We start from the raw sequence: 14,442 nt of genomic DNA on the forward strand, positions 1-14,442 counted from the left end.
ATTAAGGATACATGTGTATATTACAAGCACATAGGGAGACTAGCTGCATACAAATATGGTATTTTGTATAGGACAATATGTTTGTGGATGCGAGACGAAGGGGTAAAGGAAAGAGGGAATAAATTGCGTTTTGATTTTTTAACACAACAACGAAGAAGAGATGAATTTTATCTTAGTTTTTCTCCTCAGGAGTCGAGGAAGAACCTATTAATTTCTATCATTCTTAGTGGAATGTGGGCGATTTGTTTAGAAACGCTGTTTTTTGTTATGTTAAGATCTTTCGAATTCGAGAGGACTAAAGAATTTTTTAATGGGAAAATACAGCTGAGTATACTCATTATTATTTTGTGGGGTGTACTACTATACACCATTCATTTAAATAAAGGTATTAGTCACAAGCTTAGGCCGGCTATCCGAGTTCACATCGTATTATTTTTAATTGCTCATACAATGAGTTGGATGTATATCTTAGTGCAGGAGGATATGAGCCTTCTATTAGTAAATACATGGGTATATTTACAATATGGACAGTATATATTAAGCCTGTTATTTATTTATATGGTATATGTTTTTGCGTATAATTTGCTTGGAAGGGTTTTCTTAAGTACAACGATAACTAGCTTAGTTTTACTTATTTTTGTAATGGTGAACCATTTTAAGCTCATCTTTAGAGGAGAGCCATTCTATCCGTCTGATTTCACACAGATTGGTCATATGGATACGGTTATACCGATGGTCATGGATTATTTCAGTTTTTGGAATGTGTTCCTGATGGTAGTTAGTATTGTTTTACTTATATTTGTAGTTATGTATATAAGAAAGTACATTCCAGTTATAAAATCGCATATTATTATGAGGATTATTTTAATATGTGGCTCTGCGTTTATGTTGTATGCATATAGTAACGCCCCTAATACCTTTATGAATAATATATTTACAAAAGCTGGGGTAGACATCCGTGCGTGGAATCAAGTTATAAATTATAAGGGGAATGGTTTTGTTATAGGATTTTTAAGTAACTTAGATACGACAGTTATCCAAGAGCCAGAAAAATATTCAAAAGAAAATATGCAGCAAATTGCAAAGGATATAGAGAAGCAATATGGCGGTAAAGTAAAAGCGCAAAAAAAGGCAGAGAAGCCGAATATTATATTTATTATGAGTGAGGCATTCTGGGATCCGACAAAATTAGCGAATCTTTCATTTAGCGAAGATCCAGTGCCGAATTTACATCATTATACAGAGAATTTTCCAGGAGGACAAACGATAGCTCCTACATTTGGAGGGAATACTGCGAATACAGAATTTGAAGCCTTAACGAGTTATTCGATGAGTCTTTTAATGCCAGGTTCTATACCATATCAACAAGCTGTTCCAAGCCAAAAAGAGATTCCATCGATTGCAAGTGAGTTGAAAAAACAAGGGTATTATGCAAGTGCAATTCATGCGTTTAATCGATCGTTTTATAAACGTGAAGATGTATATAAAACATTGGGATTCGATAATTTTAATGCAGAAGATACGATGAAAAATAAAGAAGTAGTGGGAGACAATATTGGTGATTTATCTATGAGTAAAGAAATCATAGATGAATTAAATAAGAGAAAAGAACCTACATTTATTCATGCGGTGACGATGCAAAATCATTTTCCGTATACGCCAAATATGTTTGGAGAAAATAAAATAGAAATTAGTGGATTAACAGAAGAGGAATCGAAAGCGGAATTAGAAGCATATACAGAAGGTGTAAGACTGTCTGATGAAGCTCTGCAATATTTAATCGAGCAGCTTAACGATTTAGACAGACCTACTTTATTAGTCTTCTTTGGAGATCATTTACCTATGTTAGGAACTAATAAATCTATTTATAAAGAAGCAGGATATATAGAAAATGAAGAGACGGTAAGAGAAAGATTAATTATGTCAGAAACACCATTGTTAATGTATGCAAATTTTGATTTGCCAAATGACAATTTAGGTTTAGTAAGTCCAATTTATTTTTCTAATCTTGTTTTTGATTATGCAGGACTAAATCAATCACCGTTTTATCAATTTTTATCGGAAATGCATAAAGAAATACCGGTTCTTAGAGATGAGTTAAAGGTTAATAAAGATGGGGAAGAGATAACAGATTTAACAAAGAAACAAAAAGAAATGTTAGAGCAATATAAAATGATCCAATATGATTTACTTGCTGGAAAGCAGTATAGTAAAGATATACTTTTTAAATAGAACAAACAAAAAGAACTTGTATAACGATACAAGTTCTTTTTTTTATAGTATTTAACGGGGTAACCAGACAAGCTGGGTTTAGGGAGTATTACCTGTACATTTAGTATAAATGAAAATGTAATCGTTTTATTGATTGATTTGTGAGAAATATGTGAATTTTAATCTTTTCAAAAAATGCGTTCCAATTGAAGCGATTTGGTATAGATTTTTATGAATGCAAAAACTTTATAAGTTCTGCATTTAATTCATCCGCTTGATCAATTGGAGAGCCGTGACCGCTATTTGTAAGAGGATGTAACTGAGAATTTTTAATCCGCTTTTGCGTGAGTTCAGCGCTTTTGTAAGGGATAAGTTGATCGTGAACACCGTGGAATATTTTTGTTGGGACGTTAATTTCACTTAAATCTTTCGTTACATCTTCATTTGCGGCTGCTTGCAATATTTTGATGAGAGCGTAGGAAGCAGACTGCATACCGAGATAAGAAAACCATTCTAACGTAGCAGATCCTAAGTTTCTATTAAAAAATGATAAAGATACATCATTTAAAAATTTTGGCATATTGGCATACATTTGATTAATGAGGGTATCTGCTTGTTCTTTTGGGACACCATAGGGCGATTCTTGATTTTTAACGAAAGAGGGGGAAACAGCATCGACTAATACAAGTTTAGAAATACGATGGCCATTATAGCGGGACATGTACCGAATAGAAAGAGCACCACCTACTGAAAAACCGACTAATGTAGCATTTTCTACTTGAAGTGCTTCGAGAACAATGGCGATATCGTCTGCTAAACGATCGTATGTGTAACCAGTCCATGGTTTATCAGATTGCCCGTTTCCGCGTATATCCATAGCGATGCAGCGGAAACCATGCTGTGGTAACACATTGAGTTGATATTGGTACATTTGATGATTTAAAGGCCAGCCATGAACGAAAAACACGGTTTTACTACCGGGTCCAGGATTAACGTCTTGCACAAAAATATGCACATCTTTCTCGACGGTAACAAACATAAATTATCCCCCTAACCTATTCATATGCTCTATCCCAAAAGCGTTGTTTCGTCATGGCTTTAATAAATTTATTTGCAAGTTGCGTAGGGTTTTGTTCTATTAGGACGCCAGGCTTTCCTTCAATATTTAAAGATTGAATAACGGTAGATCCATTTTGAAAGGCACCAATTGGCTTAAAGTGATTATATGATTCTACGACAAATGAACTCGCTTTATTAAGAAACAGTTCATCAAGGTTTCCTCCAATAAGAAGTAGCCCGTCATAAAGAAGTGAAGATCCCGTTAAGAAAGTGTCATTCACGTCCCAACGTACATTTTGCGTTCCTTGCACAATACCTAATCGCTCGGAAACAATTACTGGCTGCAACCCAACTTGTTTGAATTGATTTAGTATATATTGCGCGTTTTGTCCGTCATATCCATTTGCAACAATGACACCTACTCGTAATGTATTAGGACTAAATGTCGTATTTGCCATACTGAGTGCTGGCGATGATTTCGTAACGCCCGATTCTTGAATATTTGGGACTTTTGCTCCGATCGCTTCAGCGACTAACGTAGCTAATTCAGTACTAATATGCCCAATCATAGTTACGACTTGTTGGCGGACCGATTTACTTTTTACTTTTCCTAATTCAAAGGAGAAGGCTTGCATAATATGAACCTTTTCGACGTTACTCATACTATTCCAAAATAAACGTGCTTGAGAGAAATGATCTTTGAAACTAGCGGTTGTTTCTCTCGTTTTATGCCCTGATACAGTAGAAGGATATGTAACGAACCCACCCTTTGTACCGGGGACAGTGTAAGGAGTGTTATTTGCTAAGGAATTATTATGGTAAGCAATTTTTCCTTTGTCGATTATATATTTAGATGCACCATCTCTTTGATTGTTGTGAAATGGGCATATCGGACGGTTAATCGGTAATTCTTGATAATTTGTACCGACGCGTGCCAATTGAGTGTCTGTATAAGAAAAGAGCCTACCTTGTAAGAGCGGATCATTTGTAAAATCAATACCACGGACGATACTTCCCGGATGAAGCGCGACTTGTTCCGTTTCAGCGAATACATTCTCGACGTTGCGATTTAATGTCATTTTCCCGATGATTTTAACGGGGAAATCTTCTTCAGGCCAAATTTTCGTCGCATCTAATATATCGAAATCGTATTTAAATTCATCCTCTTCTTCTAAAATTTGAATGCCAAGTTCGTACTCAGGATAGTTTCCAGCATTAATATTTTCCCATAAATCACGGCGATGGTAATCTGGATCAGCACCACCTAATTTTTGCGCTTCATCCCAAATTAATGAGTGAATGCCGAGCTTCGGCTTCCAGTGAAATTTTACGAATCGTGACTTTCCATTTTTATTCACTAAGCGAAATGTATGAACGCCAAACCCTTGCATCATTCGAAAACTTCTTGGAATGGCACGATCAGACATAATCCACATCATCATCGCAGCCGATTCTTGGTTATTGGCGATGAAGTCCCAAAATGTATCATGTGCTGTTTGTCCCTGTGGAATCTCATTATGCGGTTCAGGTTTAAGGGCGTGAATAAGATCAGGGAATTTAATGCCATCTTGAATGAAAAAAATAGGAATATTGTTTCCTACTAAATCAAAATTTCCTTCTTCTGTATAAAATTTAACGGCGAACCCTCGTACATCTCGATTTGTTTCATTCGCTCCTTTTGATCCAGCTACTTCAGAGAAGCGAACGAAAAGGGGTGTTTTTTTTGAAGGGTCTTGTAAAAAGTGGGCCATTGTTAGCTCTTCTAAAGATTCATATAGCTCGAATATACCATGTGCACCGTATCCACGTGCGTGAACGACTCTTTCAGGAATTCGTTCACGGTCAAAATGAGCAAGCTTTTCTCGCATTAGGAAATCTTCTAGAAGGGTAGGACCACGATCACCAGCGGTTAAAGTATTTTCATCATTTGAAATGGTAACACCTGTATTTGTCGTCATTTTCTTTCCTTCATTCTCACGCGTGAAGGGTTCCAGTTGTTCTGTTTTTTTATTTTTTTTGCCGTCCACATAAAACACCTCCCATAATATACGTATTATTGTTTATAGCTTTTATGCTTATATAGCCTGAAGATACTTTGCTTTATTGGGATGATTTTCCTCAAATGTTCGATTTATCTTTGTTTGTCTATGAAAATCATTTATTATAATAAATGGTATTCTTCGAGATATTATTTTGAAGGGGTGTTGAAGTGAAAGGAAGTTTTCTATCATATAAAGAAGAAGAAAGGAATGCAAAAATTTTTTTATGGGTGCTATATGTCATTGTTGTTTCATACCAAATTTTCTATGCAATCGTATTAGAAAATAAATCATTAACGGATATGGGGCATAGCATACTATGGCAAGTTATTTGCGGAACTGCAATACTCGGTGTGAATGTATATTTAATAAAAAAAGAGAAAGCGAACCTTGTTAAATATGCATGTGTATTTGCATACATAGGAATAGAAATCGTTAATATACTTTCGTATATGCTTTATAATGAGGCGGCATTTGATGGAGTAAATATAATAGAAATTATTTTCATCTTCTTTGTACCTATATTTTTAAATAAAAAATATTTTGTGTTTGTACTTTCGACAATTGTAGGGAAATATGTTATTTATTTATTCGTATTAAAGGAAGTAAAAGGATTTATGTTCCTCATTATGTATACACTCGTATTAATAGCGGCATACATCATTTTAAATCGATTTATACAATACCTTTCAGCGGTAAAGGAAAGTATTAAGATTGCTAGTGAATCACAAAAATTAGCAGTAATCGGAAAAATGGCAGCGACAGTGGGACATGAAATTAAAAATCCACTTGCTTCATTAAAAGGGTTTACGCAATTACAACGAGAGAAGCATGAGGAGGACCCTATTTACGAACAGATGATTTTTGAAATAGAAAATATGAATAATATGATAAGTGAGTTAATGGAAGTTGCTACATGTAAACCTTCTGTTTATAAGAAACATAATATAGGTGAAATTGCATTACAAGCAGTAAAAATTGTTCGCGAAAAAATGAATGAATCTAGCGTCCAGTTTATTTCTAATGTGGAAGAAAAGACGATAGAAGTTGAATGTGATGAGCGGAAAATAAGAGGAGTCTTTCTATATGTCATAAAAAATGCTCTGGAGGCAATGGAGCAAGGTGGCACATTAGAGTTACGGTTAGAAAACAAAGGACAAGATTATGTAATGCTAAGTGTAATTGATAATGGTTACGGTATTAAGAAAGAAAATTTAGCTCGTGTTAAAGAGGCCTTTTATACAACGAAACAAGATAAAATTGGCCTAGGACTTACTGTAGCGAATCGGCTTGTTACTGAGCAGCATCTTGGTGAATTACATATTTCAAGTGAAAGAGATATTGGAACTAGAATAGATATTATGCTCCCGAAGCAACGTGGAAATAATGAAATCCAAGAGGGAGAAAAGCTAGGAGTTACGATATGAATAAAGACAATATATTTAAAAATGAAGAAATGAAGGCACTGAAAATATTTTTAAGTTTATTTTTCATTATATTTTTTGTATACGATCTTGCCTACGAATTTATTGTACCTTTAATAGGAGGAGAGCAAGAAGGAGTAGGACAATTTGAAGATGGTTTAGGTTTATGGCTTTATTTTCTAATGGTGATTTTGTTTTGTATTGGAGTATACTTCATGAAATGGAAGAATCCATTTGCAGTGAAATATATTATTCTAATTGGATATAACCTATTAGATTTTATCCATAATTTTATGATTTACTACGGTAGTGATGCTGAGTTTGATGGTGGGAATATAGTAGAAGGATTTTTTATTTTATTTGCCCCACTCTTTGTGAACAAAAGGTATTTTTGGTTAGTTACTGGTATACTTGTTGGGAAATACGCTCTTATAGGAATCATTATTCACTCGTCACTCGTTTTAATCCCGATGGCATTATATAGCGTATTTACTATCATATGTTGGATTATGTTTTTAAGGTTTCAATCTTACGTTCGTACGCTTGAGATGATGGATAAAGAAATACAACAAACAGAAAAGCTAGCAACTGTTGGGAAAATGGCTACAGTTATTGGTTACAAAATTAGAAGACCTCTAGCTAATTTAGATAAATTTGTTAATAAGCAAGCAAATAAATATCCTGAGGATAAAATATATAGTGATATTATGAAACAAGAAGTAGAGCGAATTCATACAATCGCTACAGAACTTAGTGGATTTGAGAAATCTAAATCACTAGAATCAGAAGTTCATAATATAGAAGAAATTATCGCTTATGTTATTCGAGTTATGGGAAAGCCTGCTTTAAAGCAAGGAGTGCACATACAAGGTATTTATAGTAAAGACATACCATCGATTACATGCGATGAAAAACGATTAAAGCAAGTATTTTTTAATTTAATTAAAAATGCGATTGAAGCAATGTCAGTTGGCGGAACGATTACGATTAAAGTGACTGTAGAAGATGCAATCATTGTTCAAGTTAAGGATGAAGGTTGCGGTATTCCAAAAGACAAAATTCCGAAGTTAAATGAAGCTTTTTACACAACGAAAGAAACGGGAACAGGTTTAGGTTTAGTAGTTACAGAAAAAATTATTAAAGACCACAACGGTAAAATGAGTTTTGAAAGTGAAGTTGGGGTTGGAACGACTGTGAAGATTGTATTGCCAATGTAATGAAAAAATTTTTAAAAGGGAGATTACTTATTTGAGAGTGATCTCCTTTTTTTGTTAAATAAATTACTGTTAAGAAGGAACTAAATATTAGTGATTAGAAAAATAGAATATACAGCACTGGCAGTAATTCCAGGGTTAATATAAAGAGATATAGCATCCCCTCTTGAAACAGGGTTTCCAGTTGTAATGCTAGTCCAAGTTACAGTAGCCGGACCTACGGCTGGAGTAGGATTAAATACTTGAATTTGTCCTGATCCAGTATCCGTCGGTTTAATGGAAAATACTATAGTTCCGGTAATTTTGTCCGTGGTAGTTAAGGTAATAGTAGTTAAAATGTAACTGGAAGTAGGGGCAGTGAGGTTTGTTGGGACATTCCTGCAAATATCAATCGTATAAACAGCAGCAGGTAAGTTATTTACATTTATAGATGCAGCAAAGCCAACTACACTACCGTCTCCAGCAGTGACATATGGAATAACATTGGAGTCAATGCCAGGAGAACCCGCTATACGTTGAAAACCAGCATTTGTTCCTTGAAAAATAATACTTTTTGCTGAGGCACTACCTGCAGTTCCAGTAGGTCCGGTAATGCCAGTAAATCCAGTAAATCCAGTAGGTCCGGTACTACCAGTAGAACCAGTAAATCCAGTAGGCCCGGTAATGCCAGTAGGCCCGGTAAATCCAGTAGGCCCGGTAATGCCAGTAGGTCCGGTACTACCAGAAGGTCCAGTATTCCCCGTAGGCCCAGTACTGCCAGTAGATCCAGTATTCCCCGTAGGCCCAGTACTGCCAGAAGGTCCAGTATTCCCCGTAGGCCCAGTACTGCCAGTAGATCCAGTATTCCCCGTAGGCCCAGTACTGCCAGTAGATCCAGTATTCCCCGTAGGTCCATTGATGCCGGAAGGTCCGGTACCGCCAGAAGGTCCAGTACTGCCAGTGTTTCCAGTAGGCCCACTTTCTACTAATACGATATAATCTGGAGATACATTCGGAAATCCTTGAGGTGCATCTTTTTTTACAACATAGCCGCTGCTCGTATAAGTGACAACTTGTCCTTTTTTATAGGTGGGGGCGGCTGCTAGACTAAAGGCGGTAGTACTTTGGAAACCAGCTCCGGAAGGCCCGGCAGAGCCAGTAGGTCCAGTACTACCAGTGGGTCCGGTGTTCCCGGAAGGTCCAGTGATGCCGGCAGAGCCAGTGTTTCCAGTAGGTCCGGTGCTACCAGTGGGCCCGGTGTTTCCGTTAGAACTACTATTGCGTCTGCCGTCGCAACTAAAACAATTACGTGGGTACATGTATGTTCTCCTTTCTATATTTTGAAAAACTAGTTTTAAAAATAGAACCACTATATACATATTATGAATTCTATATTTTTGTGTGTTCAATCGTATTGTGTATAGATTTTAAAATAGAGAGGAGAGTTGAATCGTTATAGAGCCAACGTTTCTCTTGTGGGCCGAAAGTAACACCCAAGTCAAAATTAAGCTGCAAATAAATCTTAAAGTGATTCTTATTTTTTCATAGCAAAATAAGAAGCGGTTAGGAAACAAATAAAGCCTAAAATCCAACCAATAGAAGGAGAATAAGGAAGTATATGTTGTAATAGCATTCCGCTAGAAATAAAAAAGCTACCGAGTAGGCCTAAGAAGATGGGGTATCGCAGTAATTTGAACATGAGTGATACAACCTCCTTTATTACATATATTGTATATTAGTCTTAATTTTCTGTATATAAATTTAAGAGAAAATGGTGGTACAATGTATGAAGGATATGAGAAGAGAGGATGAAGATTAACATATGTACGTTACTGTAACAGAAGCAGCATATAAAAAGATTATGGATACGATTCCAAATGAAGCGAAATATATAAAGTTATTTTACGATAATGAAGGTTGCGGTTGTGTAATGAGCGGAATTATCGATTTAGTAGCTGTAGCAGAAAAAGATGAGCGCGATGTGGATATCGAATCTAGCGCAATGAATTTTATCGCAGATCGTACAAAGCTTGTATTTATGGATGATAAGTTAACAGTTGATTGGCATGAAGTTGGAGGAACTTTTCAGCTGAAGAGCCCAAGCCAATTTTATAATCCAAATATGAAGTTACACGTTCGAGTGTAAGAAAGAAAAGATGGTCCAAAATATTTTTGGACCATCTTTTTATTATATAAGGTACTATTATTTTCGTTTTTTGTTGATAAGTCGATATATTCGAAAAATCGTCGATATAAGTTTATGTACCAAACAAAGCAAACCTCTCCATACAATACAAAGATTTTTTCACATAATGAAATGTACATGTGATTGAATTTTCTGTATAATCTTATTTGCGGAGGGGATATGCATGAGAAGATGGGGGATTGAGTTATTAATTTTAGCAGTCGTTATTATTTGGGGGATTAATTTTACGATTGCTAAATATGGACTTTTAGAATTTACAGCAATTGAGTTTACTGCACTTCGGATGATATCAGCGGCACCGCTTATGTTACTCCTTACATTTTTTATTGAAAAGTCGGTTTATATGGAACGAAAGGATATACCTAGATTAATCATCGTTAGTGTTGTAGGTATTGTACTGTATCAAACGTTATTTATGGAAACTGTCAAATATACGTCCGCTACAAATGCCTCTTTACTCATTTCTATTTCACCTATTTTTACAACTGTATTTGCTATTTTTTTGAAACAAGAAAAGTTTTCTTCTCGAAAACTCATCGGTTCTATAATTGCCTTTGGTGGTGCTGCATTAGTTTTATTAGCAGGGCATTCGCTTGCTAGTTCTTTTTATGGTAACGGAATTGGACTTATTACATCAATATGCTGGGGGCTTTATCCTGTTTTAGCAGGTCCATTAATTAAAAAATATTCAGCACTACGTGTTACCGCATGGTCAGCATTAGTTGGCGCGATTCCGCTTTTATTGTTAAGTGGACCACATGTATTTATAATGCCATTTCACATTACACATGGAATGACACTATTCGCTTTACTATATTCCATTTTCTTTGTAACAGTATTTGGTTTAGTGATGTGGTATGTTGGTATTCAAAAAATTGGCGCGTCACATACGATGGTATATATGTATATAACGCCACTTGTAGCTGTTTTATTTGCAGCTATATGGGCAAATGAATATGTATCATTTCAACAAATAATCGGTGGAATTATTATTTTCTTCGGTCTATGGTTTGTGAAATCGGAGAAAGTAAAAATTCATTCTACTGCGGGGGAACCTATATCAAAATAGGAAAACAGATCATCTATGATCTGCTTTCCTATTTTTTTATTTTTGGTAAGAAGACGAGAAATAAGATAGCAGTAATAAGTGGAATTAAGTTTAAAAATGGAATACGGAAGAGTGTGATAAGAATAATACCTGGAAGAAGAACACCGAGGACAGCGTAGAAAATACTATGATTTTTCGTGTACCAATACAATGAAAGTCCAATAAGTGCAGGGATAATGAGGTGAATGAGAGCCATTAAAAAATAAATCATTAGACGCCCCCTTTATTTGTGTACTTATTACATCATATCCGTATGTTCATAGATTGATATCACTTTTTTCATAAATGGACGAAAAATGTTTGGAAAAACGTCACAAATTATGAGAATATGATGTTTGAAATCTTGTATAATATTATTTCCTGAAAACATTCAAACAACATAAACATACTGTTTATGTTGTTTTTAATTTGAGTGAAATGAATTTTAAGTAGTATGAACTCGAAAGAAATGAGTTATACAGCTTTTGTTGGATAGATAAAAATTACTGAAGAGGAGAACAGCATGATTAGTATGTCATTAAGATCATTTAAAATTCAATCGTATTATTTACTAGGTTTTCTTTTGCTAGGATGGATGTTAACACCGTTTTCAGCTCATTTTCTAGGTGCTGGAATTGGACTTATCGTAAGTATGTATTGTGTTTGGCTTTTAGGGAGACGAATTGAGAAGCTTGGAGATAGTATCGTAAAGAAAACGAAAGCACCGACGCTCGGTATGTTTAATCGTTTTGCAGCTGCCATTTTGGGCGCTGTTATTATGTACGAAATTGAGCACCACATGGTTATGTGGGCATTTGCAGTAGGGATTCTGGGGGGTTATTTCTTAATCGTTGTGAATTTAGGCTACTATAGTATGAAAGATGAGGAAGAATTAACAAAGAGCTAAAAAGATAAAAAGCCTCTTTTTAGGTGGAATAGAGGATCCGGCGAGGGGTAGTTACAATAGGAAGCATAATTTTGCATAAAATACAGGTTGCTGCTTCCTATAAGCTAACATGAAATCACGTATTAGTATGACTCTTATGTTCTTTAAAAAAGGTGGATATAATACAACAAATTATTCCGGTAATTAGAATAATATATTTTATCGTTTCACTTGTATGCTCAAATAAATTAACGTTAAGCATCACAAGTCCTCAAAACATTTGGATCGCTCCGTAACTGAATAAAATTTTTCCTGTACGAGAAAAATTTTTCATAGGCCTCATCCTTTCCTTCATATGTAAATTTTATCATAAAAAAATAATAATGAATGAATATAAAATGAATTTTCTGTGATTTTACGAACTAAGTCATAGATGAAGAGATAAGATATAGAAAGAAGCTTACGTTTTTAACGTAAGCTTCTTTTTTATGTAAGTGTGTATAACCGTTAAGCCGCATTGGGTTTTGTCGGTGAGTACGCGGAACTTTACGGTTACACGACACTTATTCATATGAGTAAAAGGGGTATTCCAACAGAAAGTTTGTACTTAAGCGATTGGACCGCCTAAGTTAATAATATCTTCAGAAACGCTGTCGAACTTTTTGAAGTTCTCTTTGAATTCGCTCGCAAGCTCGATTGCTTTCGCTTTGTAAGCAGCTTTATCAGCCCAAGTTTGTTCAGGCATTAACACTTCGTCAGGTACACCTGGTACGTGAAGTGGAACTTCAAGACCGAAGATGTCATGTTTAGCTGTTTCAGTTTTCGCAAGTTCGCCGCTTAATGCTGCTTGAATCATTGCACGAGTGTAACCTAAGTTCATACGTTTACCAATGCCGTATTCGCCACCAGTCCAGCCAGTGTTTACTAAGAATACTTTCGCATCGTGTTTCTCGATTTTTTCACCAAGCATTTCAGCATAGCGAGATGCATCAAGTGGTAAGAATGGTGAACCGAAGCAGGTTGAGAATGTTGCTTGCGGAGATGTAACGCCGCGCTCTGTTCCTGCTAGTTTACTAGTGTAACCACTTAAGAAATGATACATAGCTTGTTCTTTTGATAACTTACTGATTGGAGGCAATACGCCAGATGCATCAGCAGTTAAGAAAATGATTGTATTTGGGTGTCCAGCAACACTTGGCAGTACGATATTGTCAATCGCATGCATAGGGTATGCAGCACGAGTATTTTCTGTTAAAGTAGTATCGTTATAGTCTGCGATACGCGTTTGGTTATTAATGATAACGTTTTCTAAAACAGATCCAAATTTGATTGCATCGAAAATTTGTGGTTCTTTCTCGTGAGAAAGGTTTACACATTTTGCGTAGCAACCGCCTTCAATATTGAATACACCGTTATCAGACCAACCATGCTCATCATCACCGATTAATTTACGGTGTGGATCAGCAGATAATGTTGTTTTACCTGTTCCAGATAAACCGAAGAATAGTGCTACGTCACCTTCTTCACCTACGTTTGCAGAGCAGTGCATAGAAAGAATATCTTGTTCAGGTAGTAAGAAGTTCATAATAGAGAAGATTGATTTTTTCATTTCTCCAGCGTATTCTGTACCACCAATTAGTACGATACGTTTTTCGAATGAAACCATAATGAATGCTTCAGAGTTTGTACCGTCAACAGCTGGATCAGCTTTGAAATTCGGTGCAGAAACAATTGTGAACTCTGATTCATGAGTTGTTAATTCTTCTTCAGTTGGACGAATGAATAATTGATGTACAAATAAATTGTGCCATGCATATTCGTTAATAACTTGAATTGGTAGGCGGTAATTGCGGTCAGCGCCTGCAAATCCATTGAAGATGAATAACTCTTCTTTTTCTTTTAAGTATTCTAAAACTTTAGTGTATAATTTATTAAAATGTTCTTCAGAAATCGGTTGATTCACTGCTCCCCAAGCAATTTTGTCAGCAACCGATGCTTCTTTCACAATAAATTTATCTTTAGGAGAACGTCCTGTATATTTTCCTGTTGAAGCAGAAACGGCACCAGTAGAAGTTAATTTCCCTTCATTTCGCATTAATACTTTTTCCACTAATTGCGGAACACTTAGTTGAATCTGTGCATTGCTTCCGTTCAATAATTCGTGTAAACCAATTTGGACATTCACAGTACTCATATTTATATACCATCCTTTTCATTTAATGAAATATTTCTCGTAATCCCCAACAAGAGTATAACACAATTATATAAATAATGTATACTATTTATTTCTTTTTGTTTGTGTGAATGTATTATTTCCTTATTAATATTTCATTCCAG

12 protein-coding genes and 1 pseudogene are annotated in these 14,442 nt (G+C 35.4%); 6 read left to right on the plus strand and 7 right to left on the minus strand.

The genetic code is table 11. From position 1 onward, the window contains the following. Positions 1-87: 87 nt before the first annotated feature. A complete protein-coding gene (locus DT250_RS22260) occupies positions 88-2,232 on the plus strand; it encodes an LTA synthase family protein (RefSeq protein ID WP_149213736.1) in 2,145 nt (714 codons plus the stop codon). A 208-nt stretch (positions 2,233-2,440) separates the two neighbouring features. Here DT250_RS22260 and DT250_RS22265 read toward each other — a convergent pair whose 3' ends face one another. Together DT250_RS22265 and DT250_RS22270 are read right to left on the minus strand one after the other, a co-directional pair. Continuing rightward, a complete protein-coding gene (locus DT250_RS22265) occupies positions 2,441-3,250 on the minus strand; it encodes an alpha/beta fold hydrolase (protein WP_088064636.1) in 810 nt (269 codons plus the stop codon). A gap of 16 nt (positions 3,251-3,266) precedes the next feature. Then, positions 3,267-5,297 carry a catalase gene (locus DT250_RS22270; protein WP_149213711.1) on the minus strand — a complete coding sequence of 677 codons (2,031 nt, stop codon included), beginning with the start codon at positions 5,295-5,297 and terminating at the stop codon, positions 3,267-3,269. A gap of 182 nt (positions 5,298-5,479) precedes the next feature. Here DT250_RS22270 and DT250_RS22275 point away from each other — a divergent pair, with 182 nt between their 5' ends. Both DT250_RS22275 and DT250_RS22280 read left to right on the plus strand, forming a co-directional pair. Further along, positions 5,480-6,736 carry an ATP-binding protein gene (locus DT250_RS22275; protein ID WP_088064634.1) on the plus strand — a complete coding sequence of 419 codons (1,257 nt, stop codon included), beginning with the start codon at positions 5,480-5,482 and terminating at the stop codon, positions 6,734-6,736. Continuing rightward, positions 6,733-7,950: an ATP-binding protein gene (locus tag DT250_RS22280; protein ID WP_097889164.1), complete on the plus strand. Its 1,218-nt coding sequence runs from the start codon at positions 6,733-6,735 to the stop codon at positions 7,948-7,950. Before DT250_RS22275 ends, DT250_RS22280 begins: the two co-directional genes overlap by 4 nt. An 80-nt stretch (positions 7,951-8,030) precedes the next feature. On the opposite strand, the gene DT250_RS22285 is transcribed toward DT250_RS22280, so the two are convergent. Continuing rightward, positions 8,031-9,245: a collagen-like domain-containing protein gene (locus DT250_RS22285; RefSeq protein ID WP_149213712.1), complete on the minus strand. Its 1,215-nt coding sequence runs from the start codon at positions 9,243-9,245 to the stop codon at positions 8,031-8,033. A gap of 215 nt (positions 9,246-9,460) precedes the next feature. Next, on the minus strand, positions 9,461-9,625 hold the full coding sequence (locus DT250_RS31770; RefSeq protein ID WP_087984879.1) for a hypothetical protein: 165 nt from the start codon (positions 9,623-9,625) through the stop codon (positions 9,461-9,463). A 123-nt stretch (positions 9,626-9,748) separates the two neighbouring features. Between DT250_RS31770 and DT250_RS22290 the strand changes: the two genes are divergently transcribed. Together DT250_RS22290 and DT250_RS22295 are read left to right on the plus strand one after the other, a co-directional pair. Beyond that, complete coding sequence (locus DT250_RS22290) at positions 9,749-10,072, plus strand: iron-sulfur cluster biosynthesis family protein (RefSeq protein ID WP_048540845.1); 324 nt, start codon at positions 9,749-9,751, stop codon at positions 10,070-10,072. 223 nt (positions 10,073-10,295) lie between these two features. Continuing rightward, complete coding sequence (locus DT250_RS22295; protein WP_088064632.1) at positions 10,296-11,201, plus strand: DMT family transporter; 906 nt, start codon at positions 10,296-10,298, stop codon at positions 11,199-11,201. A 28-nt stretch (positions 11,202-11,229) separates the two neighbouring features. Here DT250_RS22295 and DT250_RS22300 read toward each other — a convergent pair whose 3' ends face one another. Continuing rightward, on the minus strand, positions 11,230-11,451 hold the full coding sequence (locus DT250_RS22300; RefSeq protein ID WP_000639043.1) for a hypothetical protein: 222 nt from the start codon (positions 11,449-11,451) through the stop codon (positions 11,230-11,232). 291 nt (positions 11,452-11,742) lie between these two features. On the opposite strand from DT250_RS22300, the gene DT250_RS22305 reads away from it, so the two are divergent. Beyond that, complete coding sequence (locus DT250_RS22305; RefSeq protein WP_000624934.1) at positions 11,743-12,126, plus strand: ATP synthase subunit I; 384 nt, start codon at positions 11,743-11,745, stop codon at positions 12,124-12,126. A gap of 115 nt (positions 12,127-12,241) precedes the next feature. Here the strand turns inward: DT250_RS22305 and DT250_RS32020 are convergent. Both DT250_RS32020 and pckA read right to left on the minus strand, forming a co-directional pair. Further along, positions 12,242-12,439, minus strand: a pseudogene (locus tag DT250_RS32020) (hypothetical protein). A gap of 273 nt (positions 12,440-12,712) precedes the next feature. Next, the gene (gene pckA, locus DT250_RS22310; RefSeq protein WP_087984876.1) at positions 12,713-14,299 is read right to left on the minus strand and encodes a phosphoenolpyruvate carboxykinase (ATP); all 1,587 of its coding nucleotides are present in this window, start codon (positions 14,297-14,299) and stop codon (positions 12,713-12,715) included. Positions 14,300-14,442: the final 143 nt, after the last annotated feature.

The sequence above is a fragment of the Bacillus sp. AR2-1 genome, from assembly GCF_008368755.1.
In the GTDB taxonomy this organism is placed as follows: domain Bacteria; phylum Bacillota; class Bacilli; order Bacillales; family Bacillaceae_G; genus Bacillus_A; species Bacillus_A wiedmannii.